This window comes from Jiella sp. M17.18 (assembly GCF_041027365.1).
Taxonomy (GTDB): domain Bacteria; phylum Pseudomonadota; class Alphaproteobacteria; order Rhizobiales; family Rhizobiaceae; genus VKMB-3413.
Window position 1 is genome coordinate 329,130 of the sequence record NZ_JBFTEH010000002.1, and the last position, 17,655, is coordinate 346,784.

The 17,655-nt window shown below is 68.7% G+C and carries 11 protein-coding genes; 6 read left to right on the forward strand and 5 right to left on the reverse strand.

The annotated features are described in order from the left end of the window. Positions 1-86: 86 nt before the first annotated feature. The 3 genes from murJ to mutS form a co-directional block, all read right to left on the reverse strand. Complete coding sequence (murJ, locus tag AB5S17_RS05000) at positions 87-1,712, reverse strand: murein biosynthesis integral membrane protein MurJ (protein WP_369236788.1); 1,626 nt, start codon at positions 1,710-1,712, stop codon at positions 87-89. Next, entirely contained in the window at positions 1,709-4,579 is a 2,871-nt protein-coding gene (locus AB5S17_RS05005; protein WP_369236789.1) for a [protein-PII] uridylyltransferase, read from the reverse strand. The genes murJ and AB5S17_RS05005 overlap by 4 nt, the downstream gene beginning before the upstream one ends. A gap of 142 nt (positions 4,580-4,721) precedes the next feature. Further along, positions 4,722-7,427 carry a DNA mismatch repair protein MutS gene (mutS, locus tag AB5S17_RS05010; RefSeq protein WP_369236791.1) on the reverse strand — a complete coding sequence of 902 codons (2,706 nt, stop codon included), beginning with the start codon at positions 7,425-7,427 and terminating at the stop codon, positions 4,722-4,724. Positions 7,428-7,526: 99 nt separating this feature from the next. Here mutS and AB5S17_RS05015 point away from each other — a divergent pair, with 99 nt between their 5' ends. The 3 genes from AB5S17_RS05015 to AB5S17_RS05025 all read left to right on the forward strand — a co-directional run bounded on the left by AB5S17_RS05015 (position 7,527) and on the right by AB5S17_RS05025 (position 10,164). Beyond that, entirely contained in the window at positions 7,527-7,673 is a 147-nt protein-coding gene (locus AB5S17_RS05015; RefSeq protein WP_369236793.1) for a hypothetical protein, read from the forward strand. Positions 7,674-7,709: 36 nt separating this feature from the next. Further along, positions 7,710-8,924: a PQQ-dependent sugar dehydrogenase gene (locus AB5S17_RS05020; RefSeq protein ID WP_369236795.1), complete on the forward strand. Its 1,215-nt coding sequence runs from the start codon at positions 7,710-7,712 to the stop codon at positions 8,922-8,924. A gap of 187 nt (positions 8,925-9,111) precedes the next feature. Beyond that, positions 9,112-10,164 carry a hypothetical protein gene (locus AB5S17_RS05025; RefSeq protein ID WP_369236797.1) on the forward strand — a complete coding sequence of 351 codons (1,053 nt, stop codon included), beginning with the start codon at positions 9,112-9,114 and terminating at the stop codon, positions 10,162-10,164. A 67-nt stretch (positions 10,165-10,231) separates the two neighbouring features. Here the strand turns inward: AB5S17_RS05025 and AB5S17_RS05030 are convergent, their stop codons facing one another. Next, the gene (locus AB5S17_RS05030) at positions 10,232-11,299 is read right to left on the reverse strand and encodes a YeiH family protein (protein WP_369236799.1); all 1,068 of its coding nucleotides are present in this window, start codon (positions 11,297-11,299) and stop codon (positions 10,232-10,234) included. A gap of 140 nt (positions 11,300-11,439) precedes the next feature. Here AB5S17_RS05030 and AB5S17_RS05035 point away from each other — a divergent pair, with 140 nt between their 5' ends. Both AB5S17_RS05035 and AB5S17_RS05040 read left to right on the forward strand, forming a co-directional pair. Beyond that, positions 11,440-12,333, forward strand: coding sequence for a LysR substrate-binding domain-containing protein (locus AB5S17_RS05035; RefSeq protein ID WP_369236801.1), 894 nt, complete (start codon positions 11,440-11,442; stop codon positions 12,331-12,333). Between the two features lie 124 nt (positions 12,334-12,457). After that, positions 12,458-13,534 (forward strand): tartrate dehydrogenase, encoded by a 1,077-nt coding sequence (locus tag AB5S17_RS05040; RefSeq protein WP_369236803.1) that lies wholly within the window; start codon positions 12,458-12,460, stop codon positions 13,532-13,534. 42 nt (positions 13,535-13,576) lie between these two features. Here AB5S17_RS05040 and AB5S17_RS05045 read toward each other — a convergent pair whose 3' ends face one another. Beyond that, positions 13,577-13,789 (reverse strand): hypothetical protein, encoded by a 213-nt coding sequence (locus AB5S17_RS05045; protein WP_369236806.1) that lies wholly within the window; start codon positions 13,787-13,789, stop codon positions 13,577-13,579. Between the two features lie 281 nt (positions 13,790-14,070). Between AB5S17_RS05045 and carB the strand changes: the two genes are divergently transcribed. Then, entirely contained in the window at positions 14,071-17,565 is a 3,495-nt protein-coding gene (carB, locus tag AB5S17_RS05050) for a carbamoyl-phosphate synthase large subunit (protein WP_369236808.1), read from the forward strand. The last annotated feature ends 90 nt before the right edge of the window (positions 17,566-17,655 follow it).

Genomic DNA, 17,655 nt, shown 5'->3' on the forward strand with positions numbered 1-17,655 from the left:
CACGGCGATCAAGCGCGAGTGGGGATTGCTCCGTCGGTCCCCAGCCGCCGGAGCCTCGAATCGGCAAGAGCGGGCTGCCGGGCCTGCTATGCCTCGGAGCCCTTCAGCTTCGGCCGGCGGCGCTTGACTAGCGACGCGACGAGGCTGCGGTCGGCGGCGCCGGTCGCGAAGGCGAGGACGAAGTAAAGCGCCATCGCCGAGGCCACCATGATCGCCAGGGCCGAGAGCTGCACCAGGACCGGCGTGTGCGGCACGAGCCAAGCATGGAAATAAGCGAGTTCGAAGGCGAGCGCGACACCCATGAGGACGGAGCAGAGAAGGACGAGGCCGCAGCGCTTCAGCAGCGCCCGGTCGATCTCCCAGAGGCCCCGGCGGTAGAGCCCGAGGAACAGGAGCCCGGCGTTCAGCCAGCCGGCGATCGTCGTCGCCAGCGCGATGCCCTGCTCGGCCATCACCCAGAACAGGCCGAGGGAGAGGATGATGTTGCCGCCGGCCGAGATCAGCGTCGCGACCATCGGCGTCTTGGTGTCCTCGCGCGCAAAGAATCCCGGCGAGAACACCTTGATCATCACGAAGGCCGGAAGGCCCAGGGCATAGAGGCCGAGCACGGCGGCGACGGCGGGCGTCGCGGAGGGGTCGAACTGCCCGCGCTCGTAGATCACCCGGATGATCGGCTCGGGGATCAGGAACAGGGCTACCGCCGCGGGGACGGTGAGGAAGAGCGCGAATTCCAGGCTGCGATTCTGCGTATGCTGCGCCTCGCGCAGGTGGCCCGCCTTCAGGGCCCGCGACAGTTCCGGCAGGAGCACGACGCCGATTGCGACGCCCACCATGCCGAGCGGCAGCTGATAGGGCCGGTCGGCATATTGCAGGATCGAGACCGCGCCCGGCTTGAACGAGGCGATCGCCTGGCCGACGAAGAGGTTGATCTGGGTGATGCCGCCGATCAGCGCCGCGGGACCGGCAAGGACGAGGAGCCGCTTCAGCCCCTTGGTCCAGCGCGGGCGCCGGAGCGCGACGCCGAAGCCGGCGAGGCGCATGGCGATCACCACCATGGACAGCTGCGCGACGCCGGCGATCAAGACGCCCCAGCTCATCAGGAAGCCGACGGTCTGCTTGTCGGCGTGGTGGTAGAGGCACCAGCCGATGACGCCGATCAGGATGAAGTTGAGCAGCGTCGGCGCCGCGGCCGCGGCGAAGAAGCGGCGGAAGGCGTTGAGGATGCCGCAGACCATCGCCATCATCGACATGCAGGCGAGGTAGGGGAACATGATCCGCGAGAACATCACGGTGATGCCGTAGCGCTCGGCGCAGGAGATGACGTGGCCGCCGGCGGACGGGTCGTCGACGCAGACCGACAGGCCCGGCGCGATGATCGTGTGGACCAGGAACGGCATGAAGATCATCGCCAGCACCGTCAGCGCGCAGAGCACGGTGAACAGCGTCGAGAAGATCTCGTTGGCGAAGCGCCGCGCGCCCTCCTCCCCGTCCTCCTCCAGCGCCCGCGAGAAGAGCGGGATGAAGGCGGCGTTGAAGGCGCCTTCCGCGAACAGCCGGCGGAAGAGGTTCGGGAAGCGGAAGGCGAGGTTGAAGGCGTCCGCCACCGGCCCGACGCCCAGCGCCGAGGCCATCAGCATCTCTCGGAAGAAGCCGAAGAAGCGGGAGACGAGCGTCGCGCTGCCGACGGTCGCGAACTTGGAGACGAGACTCATCGGTAGGCGATGCCGAAAGCGCGTTCGGAGGGCATGGCGGCGGGCGAGGACTGCTCGCCTTCGGGATGCTCGAACACCCAGGTCAGCCGCGCCTCGATCCGTTCCGCCCGCGCGGTGCTGGTGACCTTCGTGCCGATCAGGTCGGTGACGTAGAAGACGTCGACGACCTTCTCGCCATAGGTCGAGATATGCGCCGAGCGGATGTCGAGGTTGAGGTCCGAGATCGCTCCGGTGAGATCGGAGAGCAGGCCCGGGCGGTCGAGGCCCTCGACCTCGATGACCGTGAACTGGTTGGATATCTCGTTGTCGAGCTTGATGCGCGGATGCAGGGAGAAGAGCGACTGACCGCGCCCCGGCTTGCGGCTGGAGATGAGGTTCGCCTGGACCTCCCGGCCCTGCAGCAGCTTGGCGATGTAGCCGCAGATGCGCTCGCCGCGCCGGATCTCGTCCTCGTCGGTGGGAAACTCGCGATTGACCAGCATGACGTCGAGCGCCCGCCCGTCGGACATGGTGAAGATCTGCGCGTCGGCGATGTTGGCCCCCGCCCCCGCGCAGGCGCCGGCGATTAGCGACAGGAGCCGCGGATGATCCGGCGCCAGCACCATGATCTCCGTCACTGCCCGGAACTTGTCGGTGCGCACCCGCGTCGCCAGCGGCTGGCCGGCCTCCGCCTCGCGGATGAAGGCCGCATGGCGCACCTGGTCCTCCAGCGGGACGGTCAGGAAGTAGTTCGGATAGTGCAGGTCGAGATAGTCGGCACGCTCGGCCTTGCCCCAGGTGGACAGGCGCTCCGACAGGCGCTCGCGCGCCTCCGCCAGGCGCTGGCTGCGGCTGGTGCGGGTGAAGCCGCCGGTCAGCACCGGTTCCGTCTCGAGATAGAGCGTGCGCAGGAGCTGGCCCTTCCAGCCGTTCCAGACCCCGGGTCCGACCGCCATGATGTCGCAGACCGTAAGTACGGTCAGGAGCTTCAGCCGGTCGAGCGTGCGCACCTTCTCGGCGAAGTCCAGCACCGTCTTGCGGTCGTTGATGTCGCGCTGCTGCGCGGTCATCGACATGACCAGATGATCCTCGACCAGCCAGGCGACGAGGTCCGTCTCGCGCTCGTCGAGGCCGAAGCGCGGGCAGAGCTCGCGCGCGATCTTGGCGCCGGCGACGGAATGGTCGACGGGACGGCCCTTGGCGATGTCGTGCAGGAGCAACGCGACATAGAGCGGCGTACGGTCCTTGATGTGGCGCATGAACTCGCTCGCCATCGGCAGTCCGTCGGCGAGTTCGCCATGCTCGATGCGCGACAGCGTCTTGATCGAGCGCAGCAGATGCTCGTCCACCGTATAGTGGTGGTACATGTTGAACTGCATCATCGCGACGATCTTGCCGAATTCCGGGACGAAGCGGCCGAGGACGCCGGCCTCGTTCATGCGGCGCAGGTGGAATTCCGGATCGTCGCGGTCGGTCAGGACGTCGAGGAAGAGACTGTTGGCTTCGGCATTCTCACGAAGCTCGGCGTTGATCAGCCGCAGCGAGCGGCGGATCAGCTTCAGCGCGTCGGGGTGATATTCGAGGCCGTGCAGCGCTGCGAGGCGGAAGATGCGGATAAGATTGACCGGATCGTCCCGGAAGACGTGCGGCGCAGAAACGTTGATGCGGTTGTTGTCGATATGGAAGGCGAGCGTCCCGGGGATCTTCTTCGCCCGGCCGCGCAAGGAGCGCACGAAGCCGCGCAGCCCCGGAGCCACCTTGGCGTGCTCCTCCTCCAGCGCCGCGCAGAGGATGCGCGTCAGATCGCCGACGTCCTTGGCGATCAGGAAGTAGTGCTTCATGAAGCGTTCGACGTCCCGGAGGCCGGGGTGGGCGATGTAGCCGAGCCGCCGGGCGATCTCCGGCTGCAGGTCGAAGGACAGGCGCTCCTCGGCCTTTCCCGTCGCGAAATGCATGTGGCAGCGCACCGCCCAGAGGAAGTCCTCGGCCTTGTGGAACAGCCGCTCCTCGCGCCTGGAGATGACCCCGGCCTCGACCAGCGCCTCGGTCGTGGCGACGCGGTAGTGGTACTTGGCGATCCAGAACAGCGTGTTGAGGTCGCGCAGGCCGCCCTTGCCCTCCTTGACGTTCGGCTCGACGAGATAGCGGGTGTTGCCGGTCTTGGCGTGGCGCTGGCTGCGCTCGGCGAGCTTGGCGGCGATGAACTCCTCCGACGTGCCGGAGACGACCTCGGCGTCGAAGCGCTCCCCGAGTTCCCGGAAGAGATCCGACGCCCCGGCGATCAGCCAGCGCTCCAGGATCGAGGTCCGGATCGTCATGTCGGCGCGCGACAGCTTGATGCACTCGTCGACCGAGCGGGAGGCGTGGCCGACTTTGAAGCCCAGATCCCAGAGCAGGTAGAGCAGATATTCCGCGATCTGCTCGCCATGCGCCGTCTGCTTGTAGGGCAGGAGGAAGAGGAGATCGATGTCGGAGCCCGGCGCCAGCGTGCCGCGCCCGTAGCCGCCGACGGCGACGATCGCCATGCGCTCGCCCGAGGAGAGATTGGCCGAGGGAAAGACGTGGCGGTGGGCGAAGTCATGGACGGCGCGGATCACCGTGTCCTGCAGCGCCGCGAGCCGGCGCGCGCACAGAAGACCGCCGCCGTCTTCCGACAGCATCCGCTCGATCGCCGTTCGGCCGGACCGGATCGTGTCGCGCAAGAAAGCCAGCACCTTGCCGCGCGCCGCGTTCGACGCGCCGCCGGAACCGTCCGCCGCGGCGATCGCCTCCAGCGCGGCTTCCAGCGCCGCTGGATCGACGATCCCGGCGAGATCGACCTGCGGCGGATGCTCGTTCTCGGAGACGGTGGAGGAGGTCTGCCTCGCCCCGAGATCGTCCTTCGCCATCGTCAATTCCTGCGGATCGCTCGATTAACCCGCGACGCTATAACGTATTTCGACAGGGCGTGCGAGGCTTGCCGCGGCCGGGTCCCGGGCGGCGTCTTAGGCTCTCCACCTTCGGGCAAGTCTGCGGCTCGGCGGTCCCGCCTCACGACCGGTCCTGGCCCAGCGCCTTGAGCCGATACAGCGCCTCCAGGGCCTCGCGCGGCGACAGGGCGTCGGGATCGATGCCGGCGAGCGCCTCGCGAAGCGCGTCCGCAACGGGCGCGGCCTCCGGCTTCGCCGCCGGCTCGCTGCGACGCTGCGCCGCCGCGGAAAACAGCGGCAGGTCGTCGACGAAGGCGGTCCGCTTCTCCCCCTGCTCGCCGCGTTCGAGCTCCTTCAGGACATGCCGCGCCCGCTCGACGACCGAGGTCGGCAAGCCCGCCAGCCGCGCCACCTGGATGCCGTAGGAACGGTCGGCGACGCCGGAGGCGACCTCGTGCAGGAAGATCACCTCCCCCTCCCACTCCTTGGCCCGCATGGTGGCGTTGTGCATGCGCGCAAGGCGCCCGGCGAGTGCCGTCATCTCGTGGAAGTGGGTGGCGAAGATCGCCCGGCAGCGGTTGACCTCGTGCAGGTGCTCGACCGCGGCGAAGGCGATCGACAGGCCGTCATAGGTCGCGGTGCCGCGGCCGATCTCGTCGAGGATCACCAGCGCCCGCTCGCCGGCCTGGTTGAGGATCGCGGCGGTCTCGACCATCTCGACCATGAAGGTCGAGCGGCCCTCGGCGAGATCGTCGGATGCGCCGACGCGCGAGAACAGCCGGTCGACGACGCCGACATGGGCTTTCGCCGCTGGCACGAAGGCGCCCATCTGGGCGAGCACGGCGATCAGCGCGTTTTGGCGCAGGAAGGTCGACTTGCCGCCCATGTTCGGCCCGGTCAGCAGCCACAGCGCCCCCTTGCCGCCCGGCTCCTTCGGCGACAGGTCGCAGTCGTTGGCAACGAAAGGATCGCCCGAGCCCGCCTTCAGCGCCGCCTCGACCACCGGATGGCGTCCGCCCTCGACGGCGAAGGCGAGGCTGTCGTCGACGACCGGGAGCGTCCAGTCCTCGGACACGGCGAGCTCGGCGAGCGCAGCGGAGACGTCGATCACCGCAAGCGCCTCCGCCCCGCGCTGCAGCGCCTCGGCCTCCGCCAGGAGGTCGGCGGTCAGCCGGTCGAAGGTCTCGAGCTCGATCGACAGCGCCTCGGCGGCGGCGCCTGCGATCCGGCTTTCGAGTTCCGACAGCTCGGCGGTGGAGAAGCGCATCGCCGATGCCATGGTCTGGCGGTGGATGAACCGCTCGGCCCCTTCGCCTGACGTCAGCGCCTTCGCCTGCGCCTCGCCGACCTCCACGAAATACCCGAGGACGTTGTTGTGCTTGATCCGGAGGTTGCGGACACCGGTCTCCTCGGCGTAGCGGCCCTGCAGCGCGGCAATCACCTTGCGCGAATCCTCGCGCAGCGCCCGCGCCTCGTCGAGCGGGAGGATCGCACCCTCGCGCACGAAGCCGCCGTCGCGCTTGTTGAGCGGCGGGGCATCGACCAGCGCCTCCGCCAGCGCCCGGTGCAGCGGCTGCGGCAGGCTTTGCAGCGCGCCCAGCGCCCCCGTCAGTTCCGGCGGCAGTTCGGCGGCGGCAAGGTCGGCGGCGATCGCGAGCGCGGCGGCGAGGCCACCCTTGATCGCGGCAAGGTCGCGCGGGCCGCCGCGCCCGAGCGCCAAGCGGGACAGCGCCCGCTCCGAATCCGGCAGGCCGGAGAGCGCACGCCGGAGCTTGCGCCGAAGGTCCGGCTCCTCGACCAAGGCCGCGACCGAGGCCTGGCGCAGGCGGATCGCGGCCGGATCGGTCAGCGGCGCGGCGAGCCGGGCGGCGAGCAGCCTCGCGCCCGCGCCGGTGACCGTCCGGTCGATCGTCGCGAGCAGGCTCCCCTGCCGCTTTCCGGAGAGCGTGCGGGTGAGTTCCAGCGACGAGCGCGTCGCCGGGTCGATCTCCATGACCGAGCCCGCCGCGACCTTCTCCGGGCGCTGCAGGATCGGCCGGGCGGCGAACTGCGTCTTGCCGAGATAGGCAGTCAGCGCCGCGGCGGCGGAGAGTTCGGCGCGCGAGAAGCGGCCGAGGCCTTCGAGCGTCGCGACGTCGAAGAAACGGCAGATCCGCGCTTCGGCGGTCGCGCCGTCGAACAGCGCCTGCGGTTCCGGCCGGGCGGCGCGGCCGAAGCGGCGGAAGACGGATTTCAGGCTGTCGTCGTGGAAGACGGGGTCGGCGACAATGATCTCGCTCGGCTCGACGGCCGCGATCTCGGCCTCGAGCCGGCTGCGGTCGGTCTCGGCGAGGCGGAAGGTGCCGGTCGAGAGGTCCGCCCAGGCGAGGCCGAAGGTCGCGCCCTCGCCCGTCCCGCCGACGCGCGCCAGCGCCATCAGGAAGTTCGGCCGGCCGGGATCGAGGATGGCGTCCTCGGTGATCGTGCCGGGGGTGACGAGGCGCACCACGTCGCGCTTCACCACGGACTTCGAGCCGCGCTTCTTCGCCTCGGCCGGATCCTCGACCTGCTCGCAGACCGCGACGCGGTGGCCGAGGGCGATCAGCTTGTGCAGGTATTCGTCGGCGGCGTGGATCGGCACGCCGGCCATCGGGATGTCCTCGCCGAGATGCTTGCCGCGCTTGGTCAGCGCGATGCCGAGCGCGCGCGAGGCCTCGGCCGCATCGTCGAAGAACAGCTCGTAGAAGTCGCCCATCCGGTAGAACAGGAGGCAATCGGGATTGGCTGCCTTGATCTCGATGTACTGCGCCATCATCGGCGTCGCGGCGGCGTCCGTCTCGGCTGGCATCGTCTGGAGGCTGCTCCCTGTCCCGGCATGAGCCGGCGCAAAGGTGCCGGCCGGACCATCTGAAGCCTTGGACGCGATCGGCCGGAGGATTCAAGAGGGGTGGCGGCGGTTTCAACCGGCTTCGTCGCGCGACCTGCTCGCATCGGTCCCGACTTCGCCGATTTCCGGCGCGACATCGTGGAGGCACCGCGCGAAATCGTCTGCTTCGTCCGTTCGATGGATAGCACGCTGGCCGACCTCGCCTAGGTTCGAGGCGGGACGATGCAAAACGGGAAAACGTTCATGCTGCGCATGACATTCTGGATCCGCCGGCGGTGGTTCGGCGGCGCGCTGGCCGCCGCCGCCATCGGCCTCGGGGCAGCGCAGGCGCCGGCCGCTGAGGCGGTGCCCGCCAACCAGGCTGCTCCGGCCGCTCAGGCCGACGCCGGCCACAAGCCGATCTTTGCCGCCGCCGGCAAGATCCGCGTGGAGGTCGTCGCCGGCAACCTCAGCTATCCCTGGAGCCTGAAGTTCCTGCCGGACGGCAGCATGCTCGTGACGGAGAAGCAGCCGCCGGCGCTCGTCCGGGTGTCGAAGGCGGGAGAGGTCTCGCCGCCGATCAAGGGCCTGCCGCCGATCTTCGCGGACGGCAATGGCGGCCTCCTCGGGCTCGCGCTCGATCCGCACCTTGCCGACAACCATCTGATCTACCTTGCCTACAGCGAACCCGGGAACGGCACGACGTCCGGCCTCGCCGTCGCCCGCGCCCAGCTCGGCGAGGACAGCCTGTCCGGCTTCACCGTCATCTTTCGGCAGACCCCGAAGATCGACGACATCCGTAATTTCGGCGGCCGGATCGCCTTCGCCCGGGACGGCACGCTGTTCGTCGGCACCGGCGACCGCTTCCGGCAGGATCTCGTCCAGGACCGCTCGAACACGATCGGCAAGCTCATCCGCATCAACACCGACGGCAGCATCCCCGGCGACAACCCGTTCCTGGGTCAGTCCGGCGTCGACCCCGCCATCTTCTCGCTCGGCCACCGCAACATCGAGGGGCTGGCGATCCACCCGTCGACGGGCCGGCTCTGGGAGGCTGAGCTGGGCCCCTTCGGCGGCGACGAGCTGAACCTGCCGGAGCCGACCAGGAACTACGGCTGGCCGCTGGTCAGCTGGGGCCGGCAATACGAGGGCCAGGCAATCCCGCGGCCGACGACCAAGCCCTATCTCACCGACGCGATCTTCCACTGGACACCGGTGATCTCGCCGTCCGGCATCGCCTTCTACGACGGCGCCGGCATTCCGCCCTGGGACGGCAACCTCCTGATCGGCGGGCTCTCCTCGACCGCACTGGTCCGGCTGACGCTCGACGGCGAGCGGGTGACCTCGGAGGAGAAGATCGACATGGGCGCCCGCATCCGCGACGTCGGGCAGGGACCTGACGGGGCCCTCTACCTCCTGACCGACCAGCCGGACGGCGAAATCCTGCGGCTGACGCTGGAGGAGCCGGACGAGAAGTAGCGCCGGAGACAGGCCGGCGCGGCCCCAAGGCCGGTCGCGCCGCGTGCCGCATCCCGTCCCGCAAGGACACGGTTAGACGTCTCAACTCTTATCATCCGGCGGTCCGCCGAAACGCATCCGTGCGGGCGAACCCCAGAGCCGAACGATCGTTGGCAACACATCCGCCATGCCACCGAAAGGAGATGTGATGCCAATCCTTGCCGATTCCGACCGTGCCCTTCTGAAGCGCCTGTTGACTGCCCGCGGCCCCTCCGGCGACGAGAAGGAGGTTCGCGAGATCTGCCGCGAAGTGCTGGAGCCGCTCGTCGACGAACTCCACAAGGACGAGGCGGGCAATCTCGTCGGGCTGATCCGCGCGGCCAAAGCCACCCGCCCGCCGATCCTCGCCGTCGCCCACATGGACGAGATCGCGATGATCGTGAAGCGGCTGCTTCCCGATGGCCGGCTGCAGGTCACCAATCTCGGCGGCGACCGGCCGATGTCCTTCGGCCAGTGCGCCGTCGACATCCTCGGCGACGACGAGCACCTGACCGGCGTCCTCTCGCTCGGCTCGCTGCACCGCACGAACGACAGTCCGCAGATGGCCGAGATTCGCCAGAGCGGCGTCGACTGGGAGGTCGTCTCGGTGGTCACCGGCCGCTCGCGGCAGGACCTGGAAAAGGCCGGTGTCCATCCCGGCACCCGTGTCGTCGTGTCGACCGTCGAGCGCGAGCTGATCGACGTCGGCCAGCTCCTGGGCGCGCATTTCATGGACGACCGGGCGCTGATCGTCGCCGGCATCGTCTCGGTTCGCCAGCTCCTGCAGCGCCGCGGCGAGATGACGAGAGACGTCTATTTCGTCTGCTCCACGAAGGAGGAGGTGACGAATGGCGGCGCGAAATACGCCGCGCGCACCCTGCCCGGCGACCAGATGATCGCGCTGGAGGTCGGGCCGGTCGCTGCCGAATACGACACGGTGCTGAACGACCAGCCGATCCTCTCCTTCGGCGACCAGAAGGGACTCTACAGTCCGGAACTGATCGACGACATCCGCGCGGCGGCGAAGGCCGAGGGCGTGACGCCGCAGCTGGCGCTGCTGGAGGATTTCGCCTCCGACGCGAGCGCGGCGATCTCGTCGGGGCTGAAGCCGCAGACCGCGGTGATGTGCATTCCGACGCAGAACACCCACGGCTTCGAGCTGATCCACAAGGGCGCCATCGGGACCTTCGCCAGGGTGCTGACGCGCACCCTCATCGGCTGAGCCGGCTCGGGACGCGAAAAGCCGGCCGCGCGAGGCGGCCGGCCGTCCGGCCTGCTTTCGGCCCGGCTCAGAAGCCGGTGATCAGCACCAGGCCGAGGCCGAAGCAGGAGATGAACAGCCAGGAGACCGTGCCCAGCACCAGCGGGCGCAGGCCCTTGGCCTTGAGCTTGAAGACGTTGGTCTCGAGCCCCATCGCCGCGAGCGCGGCGGAGAGAAGGAAGGTCGTCGCGAGCACCAGGGCGGCGTGGATGTCGGCGGGGATCGCGACGAGGCTGTTGACGACGACCAGCGCGAGGAAGCCGAAGACGAACCACGGCACCGGCGGCTTGCCGGCCGCCGCGCCCTCCCCGCTCCGGCCGCGCCCGGCAAAAAAGCCGAGCGAGAGGATCAGCGGGGCGAGCAGCGCGACCCGGCTCAGCTTGGCGATGGTGCCGAACTGGCCGGCCGCCTCCCCGCCCTGGAAGGCGGCGGCGACGACCTGCGCCACTTCGTGGATGGTCGCGCCCGCCCACAGGCCGTAGCCGGTCGGATCGAGCATCAGCTTCGTCTGGATGACGGGATAGAGCAGCATCGAGGCGGAGCCGAAGACGGTGACGCAGGCGACGGCATAGGCGACGTCCTCGTCGGAGCCGCGGGTGACGAGGTTGGTCGCGATTACCGCCGAGGCGCCGCAGACCGAGGTACCGGCGGCGATCAGCTCCGCGAGCCGCCGGTCGACGCCGAGCACGCGGCCCATCGCCTTGGTGAAGAGGAAGGTCGAAACCAGCGTCGCGACGACGATCGCCGCGCCGGTGCCGCCGACCTCGATGATCTGCGCCACCGTCAGCTGCAGGCCGAGCAGGATGATCGCGAAGCGCAGGATGCGCTTCAGCGAGAAGGTGACGCCCGGCCTGGTGATCGCCGGTACGCCCACCGTGTTGCTGACCACCATGCCGAGGACGATCGACAGGATCAGCGGGCTCAGCGCCGCGATGCCGATCTCGCCGCGGACGAAAAAGGCCACCGCGGCGATGCCGAAGGTCAGCAGCAGGCCCGGCAGGACGCCGAGCAGCGGGTTCGATGCGGCAGCGTAGGAGACGGCCTCTTCCGATGCGAAGTCATCCTCTTCGGGCGCCGTTCTGGAGGCGATGGTCATCGCGAAGTCCTCGATATGTGGAAATCTGTCGCCCGGAACGTACGGGTCACCATATCATCGTTCCAACGGATTATTCTTGTTGAAACGATCGGAGATCTTTATCGATCGAGCGTCCCCTCCTCGTCCCGGAGCCCTGGCCGATGACGCTCGAACAGCTGCGCGTTTTCCTGGAAGTCGCCGACCTCCAGCATGTCACCCGGGCTGCCGAGCGGCTGAACCTGACGCAGTCGGCCGTCAGCGCCTCGATCGCGGCGCTGGAGACGCGGCATGCGGTCCGCCTGTTCGACCGGGTCGGGCGGCGCATCGAGCTGACCGAGGCGGGGCGGCTCTTCGTGCCGGAAGCCCGCGCGACGCTCGCCCGCGCGGAAGCTGCCGAACTCGTGCTCGCCGACCTGTCCGGCCAGACGATCGGCCGGGTGCGGGTCCATGCCAGCCAGACCGTCGCGAGCTACTTCCTGCCGCAGCGGCTGATGCGCCTCGCCGCACTTTATCCGCGGATCGCCGTCTCGCTCGCCGTCGGCAACACGGCGCAGGTGGCCCGCGCGGTGGTCGATGGCGCAGCGGATCTCGGCGTCGTCGAAGGCGCGGTGGATCACGGCGAATTGGAGCGTCACGTCGTCGGGACGGATCGCCTCGTGCTCGTCGTCGCGCCCAGCCACCCCTGGGCGAGCCAGGCCTTCGTCGTGCCGGCCGCCTTCCGCGAGACCGCCTGGGTGCTGCGCGAGGTCGGTTCGGGAACGCGGGCGGCCTTCGAGGCGCTGCTCGCCGATCACTCGCTCACCATCGCCGAGCTGACGGTGTCGCTGGAATTTCCCTCCAACGAAGCCGTGCTCGCCGCTGTGGCGGCGGGATCGAGCGCGACTTTCCTGTCCGACCGGGCGGTGGCACCGGCCCTGGCTTCGGGGCGCGTCGTCGCGGTTGGGCCGCCTTTGAAGGACCGGGCGTTTCTCGCGCTTCGTCACCGGGCGCGCTATCACACGCGCGCGGCCGCCGCGCTGCTTGACCTTCTGCAGGACAGCGCGCAGGACGACTAGAGCCTTGGCCGGCCTCGCCTCGCGGCGAAAGGCGCGCCGCCATCCTCGCCGGAGGTCTCGCGCGACCTAGCTCAGGGAGCGCCGCTTCGGCACTGCCCGTCCCACCCACCCGGAGTTTCGTCTCATGCCCGCCACCAACGCCTTCAAGATCGCGACCATCCCTGGCGACGGGATCGGCAAGGAAGTGGTGCCGGAAGGCATGCGCGTGCTGGAGGCGGTCGGCCGCAAGTTCGACATCGCCTTCCAGTTCGATGAGGTCGACTGGAGCTGCGAGACCTACAAGAAGACCGGCCGGATGATGCCCGAGGACGGGCTCGACCGCTTCCGAAAGCACGACGCGGTCTTCCTCGGGGCGGTCGGCTGGCCGGACGTGCCGGACCACGTCTCGCTCTGGGGCCTGCTGATCCCGATCCGCCGCACCTTCCACCAATATGTGAACCTGCGTCCCGTCCGGCTCCTGAAGGGCACGACCAGTCCGCTGGCGAATCGCGGCCCGGAGGACATCGACTTCTACGTCGTGCGCGAGAACGTCGAGGGCGAGTATTCCGAGGCCGGCGGCCGGCTCTATCGCGGCATGGAGGACGAGCTCGCCATCCAGGAAGCGATCTTCACCCGCCGCGGCGTCGACCGGATCCTGCGCTACGCCTTCGAGCTCGCCCGCACGCGGCCGAAGAAGCACCTGACCTCGGCGACGAAGTCGAACGGCATCGTCCACACCATGCCGTTCTGGGACGAGCGCTTCAAGGCGGTGAAGGCCGACTATCCGGACATCCGCACCGACCAGTTCCACATCGACATCCTGTGCGCGCACTTCGTGCAGCATCCGGACTGGTTCGACGTCGTCGTCGGCTCCAACCTCTTCGGCGACATCCTGTCCGATCTCGGCCCGGCGGTCGCCGGCTCGATCGGCATCGCGCCCTCGGCGAACATCAATCCGGAACGCGACTTCCCCTCGATGTTCGAGCCGGTGCACGGCTCCGCGCCGGACATCGCCGGCAAGGGCATCGCCAATCCGATCGGCCAGATCTGGTCGGCGGCGATGATGCTCGACCATCTCGGCCATCCGAAAGCCGCCGAGGCGGTCATCGCCGCGATCGAGACGGTGATCGCCGATCCCGCCGCGCGCACCAGGGACATGGGTGGCAAGGCGAACACGGCGGAATGCGGCGAAGCGATCGCCAGCGTGATCGCCGCCGGCTGAGCCCGTTGCTCGCAGGGGCGGCCATCGCGGGCGCGCGCTTGCTCAGGCGGCGCGCTCCTGCGTCGCTCCATGCACGAGCGCCAGCGTCCGCGTCAGCTTTTCGTAGCATTCGGCGAGGAGATCGAGATCGACGGGCGCCTGCTGGATGAGCGCATCTTCGATGGCGGCCCGATCGAAGCCGGATTCCATGAGGGTCTGGACGACCTCAGAAATCAGCTCCGGATCCTCCAGCCGCTTCATCGCACAGTCGAACATTGCGGGCGCCTCCCGAAGTAGCCGGCGCGGGCGGCACCGGTCGATAGGATTCCTGCCGTCCGGTCAGGCAAGCATGGCGGCCTGTCGCGAGCCTTGCCTGATGATTACAGGCGGCGCGAGACGGCGCGGCCTCTCCCGGACGGAACTGCGGCGGAGAATCCCCCTTCCGTCCCGCGTCCCGCTTCCCTATAAGCCGGCCTCAGCCTCGACAAACCTCTCCGCGCCTGCCGTTCCCTCGAGCGGCGGTCCTTCGGCGCGCCCGCGAACCGGATCAGACAGCCATGCCCAAACGCACCGACATCAAGTCCATCCTCATCATCGGTGCGGGCCCGATCATCATCGGCCAGGCCTGCGAGTTCGACTATTCCGGCACGCAGGCCTGCAAGGCGCTGCGCGAGGAGGGCTACCGGATCATCCTCGTCAACTCCAATCCGGCGACGATCATGACCGATCCCGATCTCGCCGACGCCACCTATATCGAGCCGATCACGCCCGAGGTCGTCGCCAAGATCATCGCCAGGGAGCGGCCGGACGCGATCCTGCCGACCATGGGCGGCCAGACGGCACTCAACACCGCGCTCTCGCTGCGGCGGATGGGCGTCCTCGAGAAGTACGGCGTCGAGATGATCGGCGCCGATGCCGACGCGATCGACAAGGCCGAGGACCGCTCGCTGTTCCGCGAGGCGATGGCGAAGATCGGCCTGGAGACGCCGAAGTCGATGCTCGCCAATGCCAGCGAGGCGAAGGCCGCCGACCGCGCCGCGCATGAGGAGCGCAGGGCGGCGATCCGGCGCGAGATCGCCGATCCCGCCGAGCGGGACGACAAGCTGGACGCGCTGGAGGCCGAATGGGCCCTCGGCGAGGGCGAGCGCAAGCAGCGCTACATGGCACGCGCGCTTGCGGCGGCGGCCGAGGCGCTGGAGACCGTCGGCCTGCCGGCGATCATCCGCCCGTCCTTCACCATGGGCGGCACCGGCGGCGGCATCGCCTACAACCGGTCGGAATTCTTCGAGATCGTCGAGACCGGCCTCGACGCCTCGCCGACCACCGAGGTCCTCGTCGAGGAATCGGTGCTCGGCTGGAAGGAGTTCGAGATGGAGGTGGTCCGCGACCGCGCGGACAACTGCATCATCGTCTGCGCGATCGAGAACGTCGACCCGATGGGCGTCCACACCGGCGATTCGATCACCGTCGCGCCGGCGCTGACCCTGACCGACAAGGAATACCAGATCATGCGCAACGCCTCGATCGCGGTGCTGCGCGAGATCGGGGTGGAGACCGGCGGCTCAAACGTCCAGTTCGCCGTCAATCCGGAGACCGGCCGCCTCGTCGTCATCGAGATGAACCCGCGGGTTTCCCGCTCCTCCGCCCTCGCCTCGAAGGCGACGGGCTTCCCGATCGCCAAGGTCGCGGCGAAGCTCGCCGTCGGCTACACGCTCGACGAAATCCAGAACGACATCACGCAAGGCGCGACGCCGGCCTCCTTCGAGCCGTCGATCGACTACGTCGTCACCAAGATCCCGCGCTTCGCCTTCGAGAAGTTCCCGGGCGCCTCGCCGATCCTGACGACGGCGATGAAGTCGGTCGGCGAGGTCATGGCGATCGGCCGCACCTTCGCCGAATCGCTGCAGAAGGCGCTTCGGGGGCTGGAGACCGGCCTCACCGGCCTCGACGAGATCGAGATCCCGACGCTCGGCCAGGACGACGACAAGAACGCCATCCGCGCCGCCATCGGCACGCCGACGCCGGACCGGCTGCGCATGGTCGCGCAGGCGATGCGCCTCGGCATGAGCCTCGAGGACGTCCACGCCGGCTGCAAGATCGACCCGTGGTTCCTGGCCCAGATCAAGGCGATCGTCGACACCGAGCAGAAGATCGCCGAGTTCGGCCTGCCCGAGGACGCCGACAACCTGCGGCTCCTGAAGTCGATGGGCTTTTCCGACGCCCGCCTCGCCAGCCTGACGAAGAAACGCCCGAAGGAGGTCGCCGAGTTGCGCAACCGCCTGGGCGTCCGGCCGGTGTTCAAGCGCATCGACACCTGCGCCGCCGAGTTCGCTTCGCCGACCCCCTACATGTACTCGACCTACGAGCGGCCCTTCGCCGGGGCGCTGCGGTCGGAGGCCGAGGTCACCGACCGGAAGAAGGTCGTCATCCTCGGCGGCGGCCCGAACCGCATCGGCCAGGGCATCGAGTTCGACTACTGCTGCTGCCACGCCGCCTTCGCCCTCAAGGACGCGGGCTACGAGGCGATCATGATCAACTGCAATCCGGAGACGGTGTCGACCGACTACGACACCTCGGACCGGCTGTACTTCGAGCCGCTGACGGCCGAGGACGTGATCGAGATCATGAAGGCCGAGCAGGAGAGCGGCGAAGTCGTCGGCGTCATCGTGCAGTATGGCGGCCAGACGCCGCTGAAGCTCGCCGAGGCGCTGGAGAAGAACGGCATCCCGATCCTCGGCACCGCCCCGGACGCGATCGACCTCGCCGAGGACCGCGACCGCTTCCAGAAGCTGCTGTTCAAGCTCGACCTGAAGCAGCCGAACAACGGCATCGCCTATTCGGTGGAGCAGGCGCGCCTCGTCGCGGCCGAGATCGGTTTCCCGCTGGTGGTGCGCCCGTCCTACGTGCTCGGCGGCCGGGCGATGCAGATCATCCATTCCGAGACGATGCTGCAGAGCTACCTGCTCGACACCGTCCCCGGCCTCGTGCCGGAGGACATCAAGCAGCGTTATCCGAACGACAAGACCGGCCAGATCAACACGCTGCTCGGCAAGAACCCGCTGCTCTTCGACAGCTACCTGACCGACGCGATCGAGGTGGACGTCGATTGCCTCTCGGACGGCGAGCAGAGCTTCGTCGCCGGCATCCTGGAGCATATCGAGGAGGCGGGCATCCATTCCGGCGATTCCGCCTGCTCCCTCCCCGTGCACTCCTTGTCGAAGGAGACGACCGACGAGCTGGCGCGGCAGACCATGGCGCTCGCGAAGTCGCTGAACGTCGGCGGCCTGATGAACGTGCAGTACGCCATCAAGGACGGCGAGATCTACGTCCTCGAGGTCAATCCGCGGGCCTCGCGCACCGTCCCCTTCGTCGCCAAGACGATCGGCAGCCCGATCGCCAAGGTCGCCGCCCGCATCATGGCGGGCGAACGCCTCGAAGCGGCCTTCGACCAGTATGGCGGCAAGCCCGACACGCACAACATCAAGCACATCGCGGTCAAGGAGGCGGTGTTCCCCTTCGCCCGCTTCCCCGGCGTCGACACACTGCTCGGGCCCGAGATGCGCTCGACCGGCGAGGTCATGGGCCTCGACACCGACTATGCCGTCGCCTTCGCCAAGGCGCAGCTCGGCGCCGGCGTCGACCTGCCGCGCGAGGGGACGGTGTTCGTCTCGGTCAAGGATTCCGACAAGGAACGCTGCCTGCCGGCGGTGCGCCGCCTCGCCGAGCTCGGCTTCGGCGTGATGGCGACGGGCGGCACGCAGCGCTTCCTCGTCTCGAACGGCGTCGCCGCCACCAAGATCAACAAGGTGCTGGAGGGGCGTCCGCATATCGAGGACGCGATCCGCAACCGCCAGGTCCAGCTCGTCCTCAACACCACCGAGGGCGTGAAGGCGCTGTCGGACTCGCGCTCGCTGCGCCGGGCCGCGTTGATCCACAAGGTGCCGTACTACACCACGCTCGCCGGCATGGTCGCGGCGGCGGAGGCGATCGCGGCGCTGAAGACCGGCAATCTTGAAGTTCGGCCGTTGCAGTCGTATTTTGTCGCAGCCTGACGACTAGCGGGTGCCGTACGGACGGGCACCTCTGGCAGTTTCATTGTCCGGATTGTCGTGCTGGTTCCGAACGGCCGAGCCGCTTGGGAC